The sequence below is a fragment of the Pseudomonas sp. R4-35-07 genome (assembly GCF_003852235.1).
In the GTDB taxonomy this organism is placed as follows: domain Bacteria; phylum Pseudomonadota; class Gammaproteobacteria; order Pseudomonadales; family Pseudomonadaceae; genus Aquipseudomonas.
On record NZ_CP027732.1, the window covers coordinates 2992953 to 3013654 of the forward strand.

The 20702-nt window shown below is 62.5% G+C and carries 20 protein-coding genes; 11 read left to right on the forward strand and 9 right to left on the reverse strand.

The window, feature by feature from the left end:
• Window positions 1–72 precede the first annotated feature (72 nt).
• Entirely contained in the window at window positions 73–297 is a 225-nt protein-coding gene (locus C4J89_RS13600; protein ID WP_124362844.1) for a YgdI/YgdR family lipoprotein, read from the reverse strand.
• Window positions 298–484: 187 nt separating this feature from the next.
• On the opposite strand from C4J89_RS13600, the gene C4J89_RS13605 reads away from it, so the two are divergent.
• Both C4J89_RS13605 and C4J89_RS13610 read left to right on the forward strand, forming a co-directional pair.
• On the forward strand, window positions 485–2131 hold the full coding sequence (locus tag C4J89_RS13605; RefSeq protein WP_124414702.1) for a VRR-NUC domain-containing protein: 1647 nt from the start codon (window positions 485–487) through the stop codon (window positions 2129–2131).
• Window positions 2128–4386 carry an ATP-dependent DNA helicase gene (locus tag C4J89_RS13610; protein ID WP_124414703.1) on the forward strand — a complete coding sequence of 753 codons (2259 nt, stop codon included), beginning with the start codon at window positions 2128–2130 and terminating at the stop codon, window positions 4384–4386. Before C4J89_RS13605 ends, C4J89_RS13610 begins: the two co-directional genes overlap by 4 nt.
• Before the next feature lie 125 nt (window positions 4387–4511).
• Here C4J89_RS13610 and C4J89_RS13615 read toward each other — a convergent pair whose 3' ends face one another.
• Together C4J89_RS13615 and C4J89_RS13620 are read right to left on the reverse strand one after the other, a co-directional pair.
• Entirely contained in the window at window positions 4512–5462 is a 951-nt protein-coding gene (locus C4J89_RS13615) for an alpha-E domain-containing protein (RefSeq protein WP_124362847.1), read from the reverse strand.
• A gap of 2 nt (window positions 5463–5464) precedes the next feature.
• Window positions 5465–6874 carry a circularly permuted type 2 ATP-grasp protein gene (locus tag C4J89_RS13620; RefSeq protein WP_124362848.1) on the reverse strand — a complete coding sequence of 470 codons (1410 nt, stop codon included), beginning with the start codon at window positions 6872–6874 and terminating at the stop codon, window positions 5465–5467.
• Window positions 6875–7245: 371 nt separating this feature from the next.
• On the opposite strand from C4J89_RS13620, the gene C4J89_RS13625 reads away from it, so the two are divergent.
• The 3 genes from C4J89_RS13625 (at window position 7246) to C4J89_RS27185 (ending at window position 8237) form a co-directional block, all read left to right on the forward strand.
• Window positions 7246–7791, forward strand: a complete 546-nt coding sequence (locus C4J89_RS13625) for a hypothetical protein (protein WP_124362849.1) — start codon at window positions 7246–7248, stop codon at window positions 7789–7791.
• An 84-nt stretch (window positions 7792–7875) separates the two neighbouring features.
• On the forward strand, window positions 7876–8091 hold the full coding sequence (locus tag C4J89_RS13630; protein ID WP_124362850.1) for a hypothetical protein: 216 nt from the start codon (window positions 7876–7878) through the stop codon (window positions 8089–8091).
• A gap of 11 nt (window positions 8092–8102) precedes the next feature.
• Complete coding sequence (locus C4J89_RS27185) at window positions 8103–8237, forward strand: hypothetical protein (RefSeq protein ID WP_256658857.1); 135 nt, start codon at window positions 8103–8105, stop codon at window positions 8235–8237.
• Window positions 8238–8330: 93 nt separating this feature from the next.
• Here C4J89_RS27185 and C4J89_RS13635 read toward each other — a convergent pair whose 3' ends face one another.
• From C4J89_RS13635 to C4J89_RS13655, 5 genes are all read right to left on the reverse strand, one after another.
• A complete protein-coding gene (locus C4J89_RS13635) occupies window positions 8331–9677 on the reverse strand; it encodes a sodium:proton antiporter (RefSeq protein ID WP_124414704.1) in 1347 nt (448 codons plus the stop codon).
• Between the two features lie 111 nt (window positions 9678–9788).
• On the reverse strand, window positions 9789–11045 hold the full coding sequence (locus tag C4J89_RS13640; RefSeq protein WP_124414705.1) for an EAL domain-containing response regulator: 1257 nt from the start codon (window positions 11043–11045) through the stop codon (window positions 9789–9791).
• A 9-nt stretch (window positions 11046–11054) separates the two neighbouring features.
• Entirely contained in the window at window positions 11055–11438 is a 384-nt protein-coding gene (locus C4J89_RS13645) for a response regulator (RefSeq protein ID WP_124362853.1), read from the reverse strand.
• Window positions 11423–12763, reverse strand: a complete 1341-nt coding sequence (locus C4J89_RS13650; RefSeq protein ID WP_124362854.1) for a HAMP domain-containing sensor histidine kinase — start codon at window positions 12761–12763, stop codon at window positions 11423–11425. Before C4J89_RS13650 ends, C4J89_RS13645 begins: the two co-directional genes overlap by 16 nt.
• A 61-nt stretch (window positions 12764–12824) precedes the next feature.
• A complete protein-coding gene (locus C4J89_RS13655) occupies window positions 12825–13079 on the reverse strand; it encodes a hypothetical protein (RefSeq protein ID WP_124414706.1) in 255 nt (84 codons plus the stop codon).
• On the opposite strand from C4J89_RS13655, the gene C4J89_RS13660 reads away from it, so the two are divergent.
• The 5 genes from C4J89_RS13660 to xylB are packed head-to-tail and all read left to right on the forward strand — an operon-like array spanning window position 13078 to window position 19043.
• Complete coding sequence (locus C4J89_RS13660) at window positions 13078–14610, forward strand: sugar ABC transporter ATP-binding protein (protein WP_124414707.1); 1533 nt, start codon at window positions 13078–13080, stop codon at window positions 14608–14610. The two genes, C4J89_RS13655 and C4J89_RS13660, sit on opposite strands and share 2 nt — an antisense overlap.
• Window positions 14603–15586 carry a ribose ABC transporter permease gene (locus tag C4J89_RS13665; RefSeq protein WP_124362856.1) on the forward strand — a complete coding sequence of 328 codons (984 nt, stop codon included), beginning with the start codon at window positions 14603–14605 and terminating at the stop codon, window positions 15584–15586. Before C4J89_RS13660 ends, C4J89_RS13665 begins: the two co-directional genes overlap by 8 nt.
• A gap of 34 nt (window positions 15587–15620) precedes the next feature.
• Complete coding sequence (locus C4J89_RS13670) at window positions 15621–16553, forward strand: ABC transporter substrate-binding protein (protein WP_124414708.1); 933 nt, start codon at window positions 15621–15623, stop codon at window positions 16551–16553.
• Window positions 16554–16574: 21 nt separating this feature from the next.
• On the forward strand, window positions 16575–17567 hold the full coding sequence (locus C4J89_RS13675; protein WP_124414709.1) for a LacI family DNA-binding transcriptional regulator: 993 nt from the start codon (window positions 16575–16577) through the stop codon (window positions 17565–17567).
• Window positions 17568–17582: 15 nt separating this feature from the next.
• Entirely contained in the window at window positions 17583–19043 is a 1461-nt protein-coding gene (gene xylB, locus C4J89_RS13680; protein WP_124414710.1) for a xylulokinase, read from the forward strand.
• 145 nt (window positions 19044–19188) lie between these two features.
• Here xylB and C4J89_RS13685 read toward each other — a convergent pair whose 3' ends face one another.
• Window positions 19189–19629 carry an Lrp/AsnC family transcriptional regulator gene (locus C4J89_RS13685; protein ID WP_124362860.1) on the reverse strand — a complete coding sequence of 147 codons (441 nt, stop codon included), beginning with the start codon at window positions 19627–19629 and terminating at the stop codon, window positions 19189–19191.
• A 109-nt stretch (window positions 19630–19738) separates the two neighbouring features.
• Here C4J89_RS13685 and C4J89_RS13690 point away from each other — a divergent pair, with 109 nt between their 5' ends.
• Complete coding sequence (locus C4J89_RS13690) at window positions 19739–20647, forward strand: DMT family transporter (RefSeq protein ID WP_124414711.1); 909 nt, start codon at window positions 19739–19741, stop codon at window positions 20645–20647.
• The last annotated feature ends 55 nt before the right edge of the window (window positions 20648–20702 follow it).

Consider the following 20702-nt stretch of genomic DNA (forward strand, 5'->3'; position numbering starts at 1 on the left):
CGATGGCGGTGGGTCAGCTACACATAAGCTGGCTGACAGACCGCCATCGGGAGCAAGCCCCCTCCCACAGTTTTATTGTTCCTTGCGCACCGTCGCCACGTCAGCGGCCTTGATACGGATGCGCTTGCCGGCGATATCGGTGAACTCATAGAAGCCGTCGGCGGTTTTGGCGTTGGGTGTGTCCTTGGTCAAATACTGTGTGCCGTTTTGCAACGTCACCACGGTTTGCGTGGAGCAACCGGCCAATACCAGAAAAGTGAGTGCAACCAGCGGCAGACCCAAATTCTTCATGTTCATTACCCTTACCTTTACCTTGAAAAGCCCCGCAGCGTCTGGCTGCGGGGCATAAATGTTACGCGATCAGCTCCCACATCTGATCGCTTTTTTGCAAAAAGTTGCAGGCGCCATTTATCTATTACCGATTGCAACAATGCGTTTGCGACGGCACTCTGTATGCATAACCAGTAGTTGATTGCTCTGCGCCATGGCCCACCCCCTTGAAGACCCCTTGTATTACCTGCACAACTTCCGCCAAGTGCTGATCGGGTTGCAGCAGCGCTACGCCGATTTGCTCGACCCGGACGAATTGCAGTTCATTCAGCAATTCGACAGGTTGCCGCAAGCGTCCCAGGCGTTATTGGTACGCATGGTCATGCGCAAGGGTGTGCATTTTCGTGGAGCAAAGCTCGATTACCTGGAAATCGGCTGCCCCCATGCGGCCATGCAGCCACTGCTGGCGAGCGGTTGGGTCGATGATCAATGCCTGTTGGGCTTTGATGAACTGTTCGGCTTGCTGCAAAAAGGCGAACTGCTCATGGCCTTCAAGCCCTGGATCGACCAGCCCAGCGCCAGGAAGTCCGACTGGCTGGCGCCATTGGCTGCGCGGTTCAATGAACGCCGCAGCTTTGCCCGTTGGTGCCCCGAACTGCAGGACGTGCTCTACAGCCTCACCGTGATGGAGCTGTGCGACCGCCTGCGCCTGATGTTTTTCGGCAACCTCTACCAGGACTGGTCGGAGTTCGTGCTGGCGGACCTGGGCATTTACACCTATGAGAAGGTGCCGTTCTGCGCCGAGTCCCGTGGGTTGCGCAGCCGCGCCGACGTGGAGGGCTGTGTGTTCCTGCACCAGTGCCAGCAAGCGTTTGAGGCGGGTGAGGCGCTGGAAACGGTGTTGGCCCACATCGCCAGCTTGCACACCGACAACCCCTGGCTGGAAAAACGCCGCGCCAAGTTGCTGTTCCAGATCGGCCAATGCTGTGAACGCAGCGCCGAACTGGGCTTGGCCGAGCAGATCTATCGCGGCTGCAGCTATCCCGGCGCGCGCGCACGATTGATCCGCGTATTGGAACGCCAGGAGGCTTATGCGCCCGCCCTGGCGTTGGCCGTCGCCGCGCAACAGGCGCCGGAAAGCGCCGCCGAGCAGCAACACCTGCTGCGCGTAGTGCCGCGCCTGCGGCGCAAGCTGGGTGAGCCGAAGGTGGCGAAGGCCAAGCCGCGGCCCCTCACGCGCCTGGACCTCGCCTTGGCATTCCCCGAGCCGCTGATGTCGGTGGAATATTGCGTGCAGGCCCATCTGAGCGAGCCGGACGCGCCGGTGCATTATGTGGAAAATGGCCTGATCAATTCGCTGTTCGGCCTGCTGTGCTGGGATGTGATTTTCGCGCCGCTGCCGGGCGCGTTTTTCCACCCGTTCCAGCGCGGGCCGGCCGATTTGCACAGCGAAGACTTCCAGCAACGCCGCGCCGCCTTGTTCAGCGCGTGCTTCGAGCAACTGCGCGACGAGCGCTACAAAACCACTATCCGCCAACGCTATGTGGACAAATGGGGGATTCAATCGCCCTTCGTGTTCTGGAACCTGCTCAGCGAAGAGCTGCTGGAGCAAGCGCTGACGTGCCTGCCTGCCGAACACTTGCGCTACTGGTTCGAGCGGCTGCTGCTGGACATTCGCGCCAATCGCACCGGGATGCCCGACTTGATCCAGTTCTGGCCGGCGCAAAAAACCTACCGCATGATCGAGGTCAAGGGGCCTGGCGACCGCCTGCAGGACAACCAACTGCGCTGGCTGGAATTCTGCGGTGAGTACCAGATGCCGGTCACGGTCTGTTATGTGCGCTGGGCAGAGTCCGCTTGAGCTATAGCGTCGCGGTGCGGGCGTTGTGTGAGTTCACGGCCAAGGTCGGAGACCTGGACCTGCGCTTTACCCCATCGCCCAGCGCTCAGGAAGGCATCGTCGGCCATCGCACGGTGGCGTCGCGGCGCAGCGCCCACTATCAGAACGGAGTGGCGCTCGAAGGCGAGTATCAGCAACTCAAGGTACGCGGCAGGGCGGACGGCTATGACCCGGACAGCAATCGCCTCGAAGAAGTAAAAACCTATCGCGGTGACCTCCAGGCCCAGCCGGCCAACCATCGGCAACTGCATTGGGCCCAGGTCAAGGTCTACGGTTGGTTGATGTGCCAGAAGCTCGGGCTCGATGACATCGAACTGGCGCTGGTGTACTTCGATATCGTCGGCGAGGGCGAAACCCTGCTCAAGCAACGCTTTACCGCGCCCGACCTCGAACATTTCTTCAACCAGCAATGCGCGCTGTTCCTGCACTGGGCCCACCAGCAGATGCAGCACCGTGAAGCGCGCAACCGCGCCGCCCAGAGCCTGGCGTTTCCCCACGCCGAGTTTCGCAGCGGCCAGCGCGCGCTGGCCGAGTCGGTGTACAAGGCGGTGAGTACCGGCCGCTGCCTGATGGCCCAGGCGCCTACCGGCATCGGCAAGACCGTCGGCACGCTGTTTCCGCTGCTCAAGGCCCTGGCACCGCAGCAATTGGACACGGTGTTTTTCCTCACCGCCAAGACGCCTGGGCGCAAGTTGGCGCTGGACGCCGCCCAGGTGCTGTACGACAGCAGCCCCGACTTGCCTCTGCGGGTGCTGGAACTGGTGGCGCGGGACAAGGCGTGCGAGCACCCGGATAAAGCCTGCCACGGCGATTCGTGCCCGCTGGCCAAGGGCTTTTACGACCGCTTGCCCGCCGCGCGCCAGGCGGCGTCCGGGATGCGACTGCTTGATCAACGTAATCTGCGCGAGGTGGCGCTGGCCCACGACGTGTGCCCGTATTACCTGAGCCAGGAAATGGCGCGCTGGACCGACGTTGTGGTCGCCGACTACAACTACTATTTCGATTTTGGCGCGATGCTCTTTGGCTTGGCCCAGCTCAATCAATGGCGGGTTGCGGTGCTGGTGGACGAAGCCCATAACCTGGTCGAGCGCGCGCGTTCGATGTACAGCGCCAGCCTCGATCAGTACAGCCTCAAGACCCTGCGCGAGAGTGCGCCCGAGGTGCTGAAAAAGCCCTTGCAGCGCCTGAACCGTGAGTGGAACGCTTTGCACAAGGACCAGCTCGCGCCGTATCTGGCCTACGCGGCCAAACCCGACAAGCTGCTCCAGGCCCTGAGCTTGTGTGCCAGCGCCATGGGCGATTACTTCAACGAGCATCCCGAAGCGCTCAATGGCGACCTGCAAGCCTTTTACTTCGAGGCGCTGCAATTTGCCAAGGTGGCTGAGCTGTTCAATGAGCATTTCATCTTCGATATCAGCAAACGCACATTCAGCGGCAAGCGCAGCAGTTCGACCCTGTGCCTGCGCAACGTGGTGCCGGCCGAATTCATCCGGCCCCGGTTGACCGCCGCGCGCAGCAGCGTGCTGTTTTCCGCAACCCTGAGCCCACGCCACTATTACGCCGACCTGCTCGGGTTGCCGGCGGACACCGCCTGGGTCGACGTCGAATCGCCGTTCCAGGCCGAGCAATTGCGGGTGAGCATCGTCGAGCGTATTTCCACGCGCTTTGTGCATCGCCAAGCGTCGCTGGAACCCATCGTGGCCTTGATCGCCCAGCAATTTGCCGAGCAACCCGGCAACTACCTGGCGTTTTTCTCAAGCTTCGATTACCTGCAACAAGTGGCGCAGCTGATGGCCGAGCGTCATCCGCAGATTGCGCTGTGGTTGCAGTCGCGGGGCATGGCCGAGGCGCAGCGCCAGGCCTTTCTGGACCAGTTCACCCAGCACAGCCAGGGCATCGGCTTTGCGGTGCTGGGCGGCGCCTTTGGCGAAGGCATCGATCTGCCCGGTGCGCGCCTGATCGGGGCGTTTATCGCCACCTTGGGCTTGCCGCAGCTCAACCCGGTGAATGAACAGATGAAGATTCGCATGGGCGCGATCTTCGGCGCGGGGTATGACTACACCTATTTGTACCCCGGTATCCAGAAAGTCGTGCAGGCGGCGGGGAGGGTGATCCGCAGCCAGCACGACCGCGGGGTGGTGATGTTGATCGATGACCGTTTTGGCGAAGCGCGGGTGCGGCAGTTGTTGCCCAGGTGGTGGTCGATTGATAGCTGACAGGTGGACTGCGGTCCATGTGGGAGGGGGCTTGCCCCCGATACCGGTGGGTCAGCTACACATAAGCTGGCTGATAGACCGCCATCGGGGGCAAGCCCCCTCCCACAGTTTGATCCGGGGTGGGCTTAGACCACTTCCAGATAGGAGCTTTGTATCGATCGCGCCAACTCGCGCACGCTGTCGATAAAGTCCGTCAGCCGTGTGTGCAGCCCGTCTTCCAGGATCTCATCGATGCCCGTGTACCTGAGCCGCGCCTCGAACTCCGCCGCCAGGCGCTGCGCCGTGCGCCCGTAGCTGCCGGGCAGGTCCGCGAGGATATGGCTCAGTTCCTCGATGCACGCATGCAGCGAGCGCGGCACATCACTGCGCAGCAGGAGCAACTCCGACACCGAGCGTGCATTCAAGGCGTTCGGGTACAACTCGGTATACGCCTCGAACGACGATAACGCGCGCAGCAGGGCGCTCCACTGGTAATAACCGCGTGCCGACAGGTCGCTGACTTCTTCGGACTCTTCACCAAACATCTCATAACGCGCATCCAGCAGGCGCAGGGTGTTATCCGCGCGCTCGACAAAGGTGCCCAGGCGAATGAATCGATAGGCGTCATTGCGCATGATGGTGCCTGAGGTCGCGCCGCGAAACAGGTGCGAGCGTTGCTTGACCCAGTCACAGAAGTGGCTGATGCCGTGTCGCGCCAGGCCGCCGGCGGCGATGCTGCGCATTTCCAGCCAGGTGGCGTTGAGGTTCTCCCACATGTCGGCGGTGATGCGTCCGCGCACCGCGTGGGCGTTGCTCCGGGCGGCGCGCAGGCAGTTGTAGATGCTCGCCGGGTTTTCTTCATCCAGGGCGAAGAAATGCAGCATGCGTTCGGCGTCCAGTTGCGTGTGGCGCTCCAGGTAACTGTCCAGGGTGCCGCTGCTGAGCAGTGACATCGCCAGTTCATCCAGCCCATCGCTGCGCCCGGCCTGGGGCATCAACGACAGCGAATAGCTGACTTCCAGCATGCGCGCCAGGTTCTCGGCGCGTTCCAGGTAGCGGGACATCCAGTACAAGTCTGCGGCGGTTCTACTCAACATACTCAGCCCTCCACCACCCAGGTGTCCTTGGTTCCGCCGCCTTGCGACGAGTTGACGATCAGCGAGCCTTCACGCAACGCCACGCGCGTCAGGCCACCGGGCACCAGGCGCGTTTCCTTGCCCGACAGCACAAAGGGGCGCAGGTCGATATGCCGTGGCGCGATGCCGTTTTCGACAAAGGTCGGGCAGGTCGACAGGCTCAGGGTCGGCTGTGCGATGTAGGCGTGGGGCCGGGCCTTGATGCGCTGGCGGAAGTCCTCGATCTCGGCGGCGCTGGACGCCGGGCCGACCAGCATGCCGTAGCCGCCGGAGCCCTGGGTTTCCTTGACCACCAGATGCTCAAGGTTGGCCAGCACATGGGACAACTCCTCCGGCTTGCGGCACTGGAAGGTCGGCACGTTTTGCAGCACCGGCTCTTCATCCAGGTAGAAGCGGATCATGGCCGGGACATAGGGGTAGATCGACTTGTCATCCGCCACGCCGGTGCCGATGGCGTTGGCCAGCACCACGTTGCCGGCGCAATACGCCGCGACCAGGCCGGGCACGCCGAGCATCGAGTCGGGATTGAACGCCTCGGGGTCGAGGAACGCGTCGTCAATGCGCCGATAAATCACGTCCACAGCCTTGGGGCCGTCGGTGGTGCGCATGAACACCTTGAGGTCGTGGACGAACAGGTCGGCGCCTTCCACCAATTCCACGCCCATCTCCCGGGCGAGGAAGGCGTGTTCGAAAAACGCGCTGTTGAAGCGGCCCGGCGTCAGCACCACCACGTTGGGGTTGTCCAGGCGGCTCGAGCTTTTCAGGGTCTTGAGCAGCAGGTTGGGGTAGTGGTCGACCGGCGCAATGCGCTGCTTGGCGAACACTTCCGGGAACAGGCGCATCATCATCTTGCGGTCTTCGAGCATGTAGCTCACGCCGCTGGGAGTGCGCAGGTTGTCTTCGAGCACGTAGTAGGTGCCGTCGCCGTCGCGCACCAGGTCCACCCCGGAAATATGCGAATAGATGCCCCGGTGCAGGTCGAGGCCGACCATTGCCTGTTGATAGCCCTCGTTGCCCAGCACCTGGTCGGCCGGGATGATCCCGGCCTTGATGATGCGCTGGTCGTGGTAGATGTCGGCGAGGAACATGTTCAGCGCGTTGACCCGCTGGATGCAGCCACGCTCGATCACGCTCCATTCGCTGGCGGGGATGCTGCGCGGGATGATATCGAAGGGGATCAGGCGCTCGGTGTCCTGTTCGTCGCCATAGAGGGTGAAGGTGATCCCGGCGCGGTGGAATAACAAATCGGCTTCGCGGCGTCGCTGGGCCAGCAGTTCCGGCGGCGTGTTGGCCAGCCAGCGGGAGAAATCCTGGTAGTGCGCGCGGCAAACGCCTTGCGCGTCATTCATTTCGTCAAAGAAAGATCGAGCCATTCCAGTACCTTGTCAGTGCCGAGGGGAGCGCGGGGGGCACTGCCGCTTTTAAACGCATTTTTTATGAGCCCGTGGTCGAGGGTGCCAACGGGCCTGGTCCTTACTTTCTTATGGGGTCGGCTCTGGGTCGGGGGGTAACGAATGCTCCTGAATGTGGGCAGATGAATGGTTTAAGCAAGGCGTGTGCCGGAACCGCTGAGACACGCTGATTCTCCCGCTGGAGTGCGCAGCACGTCCTGTTGCAGGGCCATTGCCGCCCGGCGCAAGCAAGCGCCCGCGCCACAACGCTTCAATTTGGTGCGCGACAAACTTGAACTTCACCCAAGCGCGCTTCTTCTAATAAGCCTTGAAACCTTGTGGAGCCCCTCGTCGTGCCCAGAATCATTTCGCCCAACACCCCGGAAGCGGCCCTGACCGACCACAGCGAGCACAACGCCAAGATCTTCGGTTCGCCCAAGGACCGTCTCGACTTCTATCGTCGCGAGATCCAGTACGAAACCAGCATCCTGGCCAACCGCACCGACGCCTACCTCACCGCCCAGTCATTTCTGGTCATTGCCTTCGTCTCCGGGATGGGCAATCTCAACCCGGAGTGGGGCAAGCTGTTCACCCTGCTGGTGCCGGCCATTCTCGCCGCGCTGGGGATCCTCAGCTCACTCAACGCCTGGCCGGGCATACGCGCCGCCTACGAGATCATCGATCACTGGCACTACAAGCAAAGCGAGCTGCTGCGCAGTGAACCGGTGATGGGCATGGCCTACGATGACTCGCCGTTGTTTTCCGAAATGGAGTCGACCCACAAGGGCTATCGCAAATCGCTGCTGTTTTCCATGCGCGCGCCTTGGCTATTCATGGGGTTCTGGCTGGTATTGGGCATCTACGCCTTCTACATCCAGGTCGACAACCCGTTGCGATGAGCAATCGTACGGAACTTCATCCAGTAACGCGGCGCCTTAGCATTACGGGGTATAGATTCCCCACAGGCCTGTAAGAGGTGTGCCATGACGACAAACAACGATCCCCAAACCAGTAACCGCAACGACCCAGCGATCGACGGTGGCGAGCCGGCCCCCAGCACTGGCGCCGATGCGCCCAAAGATCCAGCGCCAGCAAGCGACCCAAAGGCCAAGGAAAACGACTACAGTCCAGACTTCAAGCCTGAGCCGCTCGAGCCCAAGCCTGAAACCGATGCTGATATCGACACCCAAGGCGGTTAGAGGAGACAGTTATGTCAAAAGAACTGGATGAAGAACTCAACGATCCTGGAAATGAAGACCCAGGTTCGTTGATGGACGATGCCGAAGTGCCGCTCAACGACTTGGATGAAGCGGCGGACGTCGGCAACACCGAGGAGCAGGACTGATCCGATGGCTGCCAAGGGGGCTCGAGCTTGCAGCAAACGTCTTGCTCGGGCTGCCCACCGGCCTGCGCCCGTTGCGATTACAGCGGCCAGGCGTCACGTTTTTTGCACGGCACGGCGCTCGTACCACGCCAGCATCGGCTGAGTGCTCAGGCCATGCACGACAATGCTCAAGGCGATCACCGACACCGTAAGGTCCACGGCTACCGCGCTGCTGGTGCCGATCAGGCCGTGATTGAGGGCATAGAACAGGTAGAAGATACTGCCGATCCCGCGAATGCCGAACCAGCCCATCAAGCCGCGTTGGCGAAGATCGATCAGGCGTCCCCAGGGCATCGCCAATACGCTCAGCGGCCGGATCACGCAGAACAACAACGCCGCTATCGGCAGGGCGCGCCAATCCCAATGACTGGCCAGCACGATCCCCAGCACCGTCACCAGGAACACTTCCATCGAACGCTCCACCAGCCCGCCGAACGCGAGCATGTCGCCCATCATGACTCCGGCGGCAATTTGCGTGTCTTCCAGCGCGCTGACATCGCCGTGCAAGGCTTTTTCCGGCGCGACTTCCAGATGCCCGACCACGGGTTGGGCCAGGTGCTCGGACGGTGTCTGCGCTTTGCCGCTGGATTTGAATTCGGCCTGGCGCAACCCCAGCCCGGCGGCGAATACCGCCAGGAAGCCATAGCCACCCACGGCTTGCGCCGCCACGTAGGCCAAGGCAATCAAGGCCAGGGTCAGGTAATCGTTGGGCGACAGGGTGCTGTCGGCATTGGCGATGCGCATGCGCAAGGTCACACGCCCGATGCCCCGGCCCATCCAGTAGCCAATCAACAAGCCGGCCGGCACCGCCCACAGCAGGTTCTTCAGTACCCAGCCACCCAGCCAGTCACCGTCGAAGCCGCCGTGCTGCATGAACAGCAGCGCGAAAATCACAAAGGGAAAAGCCGTGCCATCGTTCAGCCCGGCTTCACCGGACAAGCCGAAACGCAGCGGGTCATCGTCCTGGGCATTGTTGACCTGGACCAGGCCGGCCAGCACCGGGTCAGTCGGTGCGAGCATGGCGCCGACCAGCAATGACGCGCCCCATGACAACGCCAACAGATAGTGCAACGCCAGGCACACGCCGAAGATGGTCAATAGCATCACCGGCCCGGCCATGCCGAAGGCGATACGCCAGGTGCGATGCTTGAGGGGCAGGCGCAGTTTCAAGCCGCTGACGAACAGTGAAAACAGCACCGCAACTTCAGTCAGGTGCTCCATCCAGCGGGCCGAGCCCTTGATGTCCAGGTGCAGCAGGTTAGCGCCCATCGGGCCGATGGCGACCCCAAGCAACAGGCACACCGCCGAGGTAGTCACCGGCATCCAGCGCAGGTAGGAGGAGGTGAGGGCCAATATCAGCAAAATAGCCCCGAGTACGGCCATCCATAAAATAAATGTCATCAAGCGTGCATCCGGCCGTGGTCTATGCAGATTGGAGAGGCATGGCCGGACACAGGTTCAATGTGGTTTGACGCTTGCTAGCCGCAGTATCAAGAGCGCCGGAGTCATCGGTCAACGCGCGGGTACCAGGCGCTCCAGCAGCAGACGCTCCAGGGTGGAAGCCGGCAATGGTCGGCTGAACAGGTAGCCCTGGATCTGGTCACACCCGGCCTCCTTCAAAAACGCCAGCTGATCCTGGGTTTCCACGCCTTCGGCCACCACTCGCAGGTTCAGGCTGTGGGCCAGTTCGATGATGGTGCGGGTGATGGCCGCATCCTGTGGGTTGGAGGTGACTTCGCGGATGAAGGCGATGTCGATCTTCAGGGTGTCGATGGGAAAACGGCGCAGATACGCCAGGCTTGAATAGCCGGTGCCGAAGTCATCGATGGAGATTTTCACGCCCATGGCGCGCAGGCGCTGCAGGCTGGCGATGGTGCGCTGAGTGTTCTCCATCAGCGAGCTTTCGGTCAGTTCGACCTCCAGGTAATGGGCCTGAACCCCGGTCCTGGCCAGGGTATGGGCGATATCGGCAATCAGGTCGCCTTCGATCAATTGGTGACCCGAGACATTCACCGACACTTCCACAGCGCCGATAACGCCGCGTTGCCAGGTCGCGATCTGTCGGCACACGCTGTCGATCACCCAGCGCCCGACAATCACGATCAAGCCAATGCTCTCCAGTATGGGAATGAACACCGCCGGAGACACTGGCCCATAGCCTGGGCGCTCCCAGCGCAGCAACGCCTCCAGGGCGCATATCTGGCCACCGGCCAACTCGATCTTGGGCTGGTAGTGCAGGGTGAAATCCTGTTGCTCAACCGCCAGGCGCAAGTCCTTTTCCAGGTCCTGGCGCGCCAGGTCGTGCACGCTCATGCCGGTGGTCTGATCGGTTTGCCGCTGCAGTTGCTGCTCGAGCAACAGGCTATGGTTTTTCAACTGGTCGCCACGGGCCTTGAGCCGCAGCAGGTTGCGCACCCGCAGCCATAACTCGACGCGCTCCACCGGCTTGCTGAGGAACTCCTCAGCGCCGGTTTCCAGGCCACTGACGCGGGCGCTGGACTCGCTCAGGGCCGAGAGCATGATGATCGGGATGCTGGCCGTGGTTTCATCACCCTTCAAGTGGCTGGCCACTTCGTAGCCGTCCATGCCCGGCATCATGATGTCCAGCAGGATCAGGTCTGGCGGCTGTTGCGCCACGAACAGCAGGGCTTCTTCACCGCTGGCGGCGCTCAGGGTCTGGTAGCCCTCATGCTGCAGCAGGGTTTCCAGCAGCTTGCGAACCTGGGGTTCGTCGTCAACGATCAACAGCGTGGCGGGTTGGCTGGCCATGGAGAGGGCTCATGTGAGGGGGTTGATAGTCTTTTGCAGCAAGCTGTCGATCACCTGGTACAGCTCTTTGTAGCGCAGCGGCTTGATGATGTAGGCATCGCAACCGGCCAGGCGGGTTTTTTCGCGGTCCTCCTTCATCGCCATCGCGGTCAGGGCGATCACCGGGATATGGGCGGTGATGGGGTCTTGCTTGAGCAGAGACGTGGCGGCCAGGCCGTCCATGCCCGGCAGTTGGATGTCCATCAGGATCAGGGCCGGTTGTTTTTCCCGGGCCAGGGTCAGGCCGATTTCGGCATCGGCGGCCCACAGCACCGTGTGCCCGGCGTTGATCAGCAGCAAGCGGGCCAGGCGCATGTTGGCCTCGTTGTCTTCGACGATCAGGATGTCGGCCATGACGCCTCCGGGGCACGATGCAATGGCAGCCACACTACGAAGCGGGCGCCCAGGCCCACGCGACTGGCCACAGCGACGCTGCCGCCGTGCAGGTCGGTCAGTTGCTTGACCATCGCCAGCCCCAGGCCCGTGCCTTCAAACTTGCGCGCCAGGCTGCTGTCGATCTGGCTGAAGGCCTTGAACAGCTTGCTCATGTCGTCTTCGGCGATACCGATGCCGGCGTCGCTCACGCTCAGTTCCAGAAACCGCTGGTGCGCGCTGGGTTGCAGGGCGAAGCCATGGGCCGGCCAATCCCCCGGCACCTGGCCGACCTGGGCGCGGCTGACTTCGCGCACCGCCAGGGTCACGCGGCCGCCGTGTTCACTGAACTTCACCGCATTGGCCAGCAGGTTGTAGATGATCTGCTTGGTCTTGCGCAGGTCCAGCGCCAGCACGCCGAAATCCGTCGCACATTCGAGCTTCAACTCGATGCGCTGCAGCGCGGCCTTTTCCCGCACGATCAGCAAGCTGTTGGCCAGCAACCCGTCGAGCGCCACGGCTTCCAGCTCCAGGTCCATCATCCCGGCCTCGACCTTGGACAGGTCGAGAATGTCGTTGATCAGCGACAGCAAGTGCTGCCCGCTGGTGAAAATATCGCCGATGTATTCGCGCTGCACTTCGCTCATATCGCCCACCAGGCCATCCTTGAGCGCTTCGGAAAAGCCGATCACCGCGTTCAGCGGCGTGCGCAACTCGTGGGACATGGTCGCAAGGAACTCGGACTTCATGTGGCTGGCGTGCTCCAGCTCCAGGTTCTTTTCTTCCAGCGCGCGCTCGAAGCCTTTGCGTTCGGCTTCCTCCTGCTTGCGTGCGGTGTTGTCGGTACCGATCAGCAGGTAGCCAATGATGGTGTCATGGCGGTTGCGCAAGGCGGTCACCGAGACCATGGCCGACAGGCGACTGCCGTCCTTGCGGATATAGGTCAGTTCATAAATGTCTTCGATGCCACGGGAAGCCTTGAACACCAGGGCTTCGAAACCCGGTGTGATCGGCGTGTCGAGTTCCAGGCTGAGGGCAGCGGCGCGGGTGATCAGTTCGGCAGGGTCGGAGATGTCGGCGGGGGTGATGCGGTTGAGCACATCGGCAGCGGCGTAACCGAGCATGCGTTCGGCGCCGACATTGAAAATCTGGATCACGCCTTTTTCGTCGGTGGCGATGCTGGAGAAATACGCGCTGTTGAAGATCGCATCCTGCAGCGCACCGGTCTTGAGCAAGGTTTTCTGGCGTTTGAACTCAACGATCTTTTCAGCGCGTGATTGGGGCGGGTCGGGTAGAGGGGTGTCCATTGCCAAGCATTCCGTGAACTTCAGGCCTGCCATCGGCAGAGCACGATGGCGTGGAGCATGCTCATTGACGATCGCGCGAACGCGACGCGCAGGAGATGCGTTCTTGGGACAATAGCAGAAAACATAGCGTTTTGATGGCTACGCCATTCATTTGACGCTTAAAAGCCGGCGCTACAGGGCTTTGCGTATTTTTGGCTGGGTGAAACGTTTCATCATGCAAATAAATGCGCACGCAAGCGCTTGCGTAAGCAAATGTATCTGGACTAGAGTCGGCAGCACTCGACAACAAAAACAATAAATCCAGGAGCTCATCCATGAGCCTTGAACCCTTGCTTGAGATGCAGGGCATCAGCAAAACCTTCAACGGTTTGCGCGTGCTCAAAAGCGTCGGCCTGAAGGTCTACCCCGGCGAAATCCACGCTTTGATGGGGGAGAACGGTGCCGGCAAATCCACGCTGATGAAAATTCTCTCCGGCGCCTATCAAGCCGACCCTGGCGGCGAAATCCGCATCGATGGCCAGCCCGTCGCGACCTTCACGCCTGCTACTGCAAAAGCCCTCGGCATCGCCGTGATCTACCAGGAATTGAGCCTGTGCCCGAACCTGAGCGTGGCCGAGAACATCTACCTGGGCCGCGAGCTGCGGCGTGGCTGGACCATCGACCGCAAGGGCATGCAGGACGGCTGCGTCGAGGTGTTGCAACGCCTGGGCGCCGAGTTCAAACCCTCGACGCCGGTCAGCGGCCTGTCGATTGCCGAGCGTCAACTGGTGGAAATCGCCCGCGCCCTGCATGCCCACGCCAGGATCCTGGTGATGGACGAGCCGACCACGCCGCTGTCCTCCCGCGAGACCGACCGCCTGTTTGCGCTGATCAAACAGCTGCGCGGCCAGGGCTTGGCGATCATCTACATCAGCCACCGCATGGCCGAGATCTACGAGTTGTCGGACCGTGTGTCGGTGCTGCGCGACGGCCAGTACATCGGCGAACTGAGCCGCGATGCGTTGTCGGCCGAAGTGCTGGTGAAAATGATGGTCGGCCGCGACCTCTCCGGCTTCTACAAGAAAGAACACGCCGCCTATAACCCTGGCAACGTGGTGATGCGCGTGCGTGACATGGCCGACGGCAAACGCGTGCGCCACTGCAGCTTCGACCTGCATGCCGGCGAAGTGCTGGGCATCGCCGGGCTGGTCGGGGCAGGGCGCACGGAGCTGGCGCGACTGATCTTCGCCGCCGACCCACGCACCAGCGGTACCCTCGAAGTGGTCGGCAAGCACGTCACCCAATTGCGCACCCCGGCCGATGCGATCCGCGCCGGCGTGGTGTACCTCACCGAAGACCGCAAGGCCCAGGGCCTGTTCCTCGACATGAGCGTGGCCGACAACATCAATGTGTGCGCCTGTGTGCCGGATGCCCACGCCGGCGGTGTGCTGGATCGCAGCCATGGCGCACAGCGCGCCAACGACGCGATCAAGGCGCTGTCGATCCGCGTGGCGTCGGGCAAGGTCAATGTGGGCGCGCTGTCCGGTGGCAACCAGCAGAAGGTGTTGCTGGCGCGGCTGCTGGAGGTCAAGCCCCATGTGCTGATCCTGGATGAGCCCACCCGTGGCGTGGACATCGGCTCCAAATCCGAGATCTACCGCATCATCAATCAATTGGCCCAGGCGGGTGTCGGCATCGTGGTGATTTCCAGCGAGCTGCCGGAAATCATCGGCACCTGCGACCGTGTGCTGGTCATGCGCGAAGGCCAGTTGGTGGCTGAAGTCGGCGGGGCCTCCGGTCACGTCATCTCCCAGGAACGTATTATCGACCTCGCCACCGGTGGCGATCAGGTGGTGGTCAATGGCTGAATCGAATATCGCAACACCAACGACGGGCAAGGCTGAACGCGTACGCGAGCTGATGCGCACGGTGGGCATGTTGCCGGTGCTGGTGCTGCTGCTGGTGGGCTTTGCCCTGGCCAGCGAAAACTTCCTGACGATGCAGAACCTGTCGATCATCACGCAGCAGGCCTCAGTGAATGTGGTGTTGGCGGCCGGCATGACGTTCGTGATTCTCACGGCGGGTATCGACCTGTCCGTCGGCGCGATCCTCGCGGCGTCGGCGGTGGTCGCCCTGCAGGCGTCGATGTCGCCGCAGTTCGGCATGTTCGGGATTGCCGCCGGTATCGGCTTCGGCCTGTTGCTGGGCCTGGTCAACGGCGGATTGATCGCGTTCATGCGCCTGCCGCCGTTTATTGTCACCCTCGGCGCGCTGACCGCCATGCGCGGCTTGGCGCGCTTGCTGGCCGATGACAAGACGGTGTTCAACCCGGATTTGCCGTTTGCCTTTATCGGCAACGACTCGATCCTCGGCGTGCCGTGGCTGGTGGTCATCGCCGTGGCCGTGGTGGCGCTGTCGTGGTTCATCCTGCGCCGCACAGTGATGGGCGTGCAGATCTACTCGGTGGGCGGCAACCCGGAAGCCGCGCGGCTGTCGGGAATCAAGGTGTGGAAAGTGCTGTTGTTCGTCTACGCCATGTCCGGCGCCCTGGCCGGGCTTGGCGCGGTGATGAGCGCCTCGCGCCTGTTCGCCGCCAATGGCTTGCAATTGGGCCAGTCCTACGAGCTGGATGCGATCGCGGCGGTGATCCTCGGCGGCACCAGTTTCACCGGCGGCGTCGGCACCATCGGCGGCACGCTGATCGGCGCACTGATCATCGCGGTGCTCACCAATGGCCTGGTGCTGTTGGGGGTATCGGATATCTGGCAGTACATCATCAAGGGCATCGTGATCATCGGCGCGGTGGCGCTGGATCGCTATCGCCAGTCCGGCGCCCGAACCTGAGTTCATTCCTACAACAATCACAAGAGAGACCGCCATGAACGTCAAACGTATCTTCCCCGTCATTGCCTTGGCTGCCCTGATGTCCCAGGCCGTGCAGGCCCGCGAACTCAAGGCGCTGGGCATCAGCATGGGCTCGTTGGGCAACCCGTATTTCGTGACCCTGGCCGACGGCGCCACGGCGCAGGCGAAGGCACTCAACCCCAACGTCAAGGTGACGTCTGTGTCGGCTGACTATGATTTGAGCAAGCAGTTCTCGCAGATCGACAACTTCATCTCGTCCAAGGTCGACCTGATCCTGATCAACGCCGTCGACCCGTCCGCCATGGCCTCGGCGATCAAGAAAGCCCGCGACGCCGGCATTGTGGTGGTGGCGGTGGATGTGGACGCCAAGGGCGTGAACGCCACGGTGCAGACCGACAACGTCGAAGCCGGCAAGCTGGCCTGCCAGTACCTGGTGGACAAGCTGTCGGGCAAAGGCAATGTGATCATCCAGAACGGCCCGCAAGTCACCGCCGTGACCGACCGTGTCAAAGGCTGCAAGGCCGCCCTGGCCACCGCGCCGGACATCAAGGTGCTGTCCGACGACCAGGACGCCAAGGGCTCGCGCGAAGGCGGCCTGAACGCGATGCAGGGTTACCTGACACGCTTCCCGAAAATCGACGGGCTGTTCGCGATCAACGACCCGCAAGCCATCGGCAGCGACCTGGCGGCCAAGCAGCTCAAGCGCAGCGGCATCATCATTACCTCGGTGGACGGCGCGCCGGATATCGAGAATGCGCTCAAGACCGACACACAGATCCAGGCCTCCGCCAGCCAGGACCCATGGGCCATGGCCCAGACTGCGGTGAACGTCGGCAATGACTTGCTCAATGATAAGGCCCCGGCCGAAGCGGTGACCCTGCTCACGCCCAAACTCATCACCCGTGACAACGTCGGCAGCTACAGCGGCTGGTCGAGCAAGCACTGATTGACTCAAGGGGAGCGCGCCGTGGTCACCATGGACGACGTGGCAAGCAGGGCCGGCGTGTCGCCGTCGACCGTGTCCCACGTGTTGAACGGCACCCGCAAGGTCAGCCCGGCCACGGTGCAGGCGGTACAGCGTGCGATCCGGGAGCTGGGCTACATCCCCAACACCCTGGCGCGCGCGCTGGCCCGTTCCACCACCAACACCATTGGCGTGGCGATCTCGGCGCTGTCCAACCATTACTTCAGCGAGACGGTGCACGCGATTGAAACCGAGTGCGCCCGGCACGGCTACATGATGCTGTTTGTCGACACCCACGACGACCCGGAGCAGGAATTACGCGTGGTCACCGCGCTGCATCACCGACGGGTGGACGGGATTGTGCTGGCGCCGTCGAACGGCTCGCTGGCGCTGGACTACCTGCGCGCCAATGAGCTGCCTGCGGTGCTGGTCGATCGCATGATGAGCGAGCAGTTCGATCAGGTCGGGGTGGAGAATAGCCAGGCCACCCAGGCGTTGATCGAGCACCTGATCGCCCACGGGCACCGGCGCATCGGCTTTATCGCCGGGCGTGCGGGCTTCAGCACCACCGATGAGCGGGTGGCGGGCTACCAGGCCGCGTTGCAGGCGGCGGGGCTGGCGTTCGATCCACGGTTGCTGGTCAACGGCGGCTCCAATACCGAGCCGGCCCGCCAGGCCACCCGGCAGTTGCTGAGCCTGGCCGAACCGCCGACCGCCATCATGGCCGGCAATAACCTGATGACCCTCGGCGCCATGCACGCCCTGCGTGATGCACAGATCGAAGTGCCGGGGCACATGGCGTTGGTCGGCTTCGATGATTTCGAATGGGCGGACTTTTTCGTGCCGCGCCTGACCTTGATCGCACAGCCGGTCCAGCAACTCGGCGCCCGCGCGGTCGAGCTGTTGCTGCAACGCATGGCGACCCCCACTGCACCCAAGCACAGCGTGCGCCTGGCGCCACGCCTGCAGGTGCGTAATTCCTGTGGCTGTGATTGATCGGACCCACCCCGTATGAACCGTCCCGTTTCCCTTGGTATAGACCTTGGCACCTCCGAACTCAAAGCCATCCTCATGGACCTCGACGGCAACGTGCTGGCCCGCGCGGGCGTGCACTTGAGTGTGTCGCGCCGCCATGGCGGCTGGTCCGAGCAGGCGCCCGAAGACTGGTGGCAGGCCTGCCTTCAGGCACTGGATTCACTGCGCACCCATGAGGCGTTTGCCCGCGTGGCCTGTATCGGCCTGTCGGGGCAGATGCACGGCGCGGTATTGCTGGGGGCCGACAACCGCGTGTTGTACCCGGCAATCCTGTGGGACGACTCCCGCGCGGTTCGGCAGGCAGAACAACTGGGCACCGGCTATGCCGAGATCACCGGCAGTTTGCCGATGGCCGGGTTGACCGCGCCGAAACTACTCTGGCTGCAACAGCACGAGCCCGAGGTGTTCAAGGCGATTGATTGCGTGCTGTCGCCCAAGGATTACCTGCGCTTGCGCCTGTGCGGGGAGCGGATCAGCGAGATGTCGGACGCCGCCGGCACCCTGTGGCTGGACGTGGCGCGGCGTGAATGGTTTACCCCGATGCTGCGCGCCACCGGCCTGACGCCTGCGCACATGCCCCGACTGGTGGAGGGCGGTGCCGCAAGCACTGGTGTCACGGCCGCTGGCTTGGGCTTGTCGCCGCAGGTGGTGATCGCCGGGGGCGGCGGCGATAACCCGGCAGCGGCCGTCGGGATCGGCGCTATCGATGCCGGTGACGGGTTTATCACCCTGGGCACCAGCGCGGCGATTGTCGCGATTACTGCGCACGCCGCCGGCAACCCGGCCAGTGCGGTGCACAGCTTTTGCCATGCGCTGCCCGAGCGCTGGTACACCATGGGCGCCATGCTGGCCGGCGCCAGTTGCTTGCGCTGGGTAACGCGCCTGACGGGCACGGCGGATGAACAAACGCTGTTGGAGCAGGTGCAGGCGCAACTGCCAATCGAACACGCGGTGCCGCTGTCCACCCCGTTGTTTCTGCCGTACCTGGCGGGTGAGCGTACGCCGCATAACGACCCCTTGCTGCGCGGCGGCTTCATGGGGCTTGGCCATGACTGCGCACCGGCGATGCTTGGCTATGCGGTGATGGAAGGCGTGGGGTTTGGCTTGCTCGACGCCTGGCGCGCGGTGCAGTCGACCGGGGCTGAGGTCAAATCCTTCGCGCTCGTCGGCGGCGGGGCGCGCAGTGAGTATTGGGCGCAACTGCTGGCGAATATTCTGCAGCGGGAGGTTTTTACCCTGCATGGCAGCGAACTGAGCGCGTGCATCGGGGCGGCGAAATTGGGGTTCATGGCCATCGGGGAGGGCGCTGATTTGCTGGCGGCGGGGATGCCGGTGAAGGCGCGGTATGTACCCGATGAGCAAGTGCAGCCGGTGTTGGCGGCGCGGTATGGCAAATTCCAGGGGTTGCTTGCTGCAGCCAAAGCCCTCCGGGATTGAACAGGATCATTCCCACGCTCTCGCGTGGGAATGCAGCCCGTGACGCTCTGCGTCATCTGCTCACTTGCAGCGGTTGGCGAGACGCGGAGCGTCCCAGGAGGCGTTCCCACGCAGAGCGTGGGAACGATCAGTGTTCTGCGTGCTGTCAGTCGGTCAACGGCGGCAAGCGCCGTTTCACCGGGGTTTTTTTAACGATGGCGGTGTTGGTTTCGGCATACCCATTAATCCGGTCGAGCAGGCTGTCCAGGTGGTCCATGGTGCGCACATGCAGGCGGGCGATGAAGCAGTCTTCGCCGGTGACTTTGTCGCATTCGGTGAATTCGGGGATTGCCTGGATCTGGCGTTCCACTTCCTGCAACTTGCCGGGCAGGGGACGGATGCGCACGATGGCCTGCAGCAGGTAGCCAAAGTGTTTGGGATCGATATCGACGGTGTAGTGGGTCAACACGCCGCGCTCCTCCAGGCGGCGCAAGCGCTCGCCGACGCTTGGCGAAGACAGCCCGGTGATGCCGGCCAGGGCTTTGAGGGACAGACGCGAATCATCCATCAAGGCTGCGATCAGTTGCTGGTCGATGGTGTCAATCATGGTACTCGCCTAATAAGAAAAGGTAACTTGAGGTTTTGGCCTTTTTTAGTCGCTGGAGCGGCTGTCGGGCAGCTTGCCATAATTGCGCCTCACTTGAGGAGCATCAATCATGGATACAGCTGTCCGTCGCGGAACCTGGGAAATGATCGCCGCCATGCTGATCTCCGGCACCATCGGCTGGTTTGTGCTGGTGTCGGGCGTGTCGGTGATCGAAGTGGTGTTCTGGCGCTGCGTGATCGGCGCGCTGGCGCTGCTGCTGGTGTGCGCCTGGCTCGGCTACCTGAGGCTGGACTTGCTCAGTTGGGCCAGGTTCGGGCTGGCGGTACTCAGCGGTGTAGCCATCGTCGGCAACTGGCTGCTGCTGTTCGAATCCTACTCGCGTGCGTCAATCGCCATCAGTACGGCGGTGTACAACGTGCAACCGTTTCTATTGGTGATGCTGGCGGCGCTGTTTCTCGGAGAGAAAATCACTCTGCAGAAAATGGCCTGGTTGAGTGTGGCGTTCCTGGGCATGCTGGCGATTGTCACGGCCCATGGTGAACAACCGGCTGGCGAGGACTATTTGACCGGCATCGCGCTGGCCCTGGGCGCGGCGTTGTTGTACGCGATTGCAGCGCTGATCATCAAGCAACTCAAGCAAGTGCCGCCGCATTTGATGGCGTTGATCCAGGTGGCCACCGGCGCGGTATTGCTGGCGCCGCTGGTGCCTTGGGACCGCTTGCCCACGTCGACCGATGCCTGGGCAGCACTCGCCACCCTCGGCCTGGTGCACACGGGGTTGATGTATGTGTTGTTGTACGGGGCGATACAGAAGCTGCCGACTGCGATGACCGGCGCCTTGTCGTTCATCTACCCGATTGCGGCAATTTTCGTCGACTGGATCGCCTTCGGGCATCGCCTTGGATGGCTGCAATGGTTGGGCGTGGCGGCGATTCTGCTGGCGGCGGCAGGGTTGCAGCGGGGCTGGTGGTGGCCCCGTAGCTTCGGTAGGAGCGAGCTTGCTCGCGAAGAACGCTAACGATAACGCAGCTCATCGGGTTAACACGCCGGCGTTCTCAGGTTTTTCGCGAGCA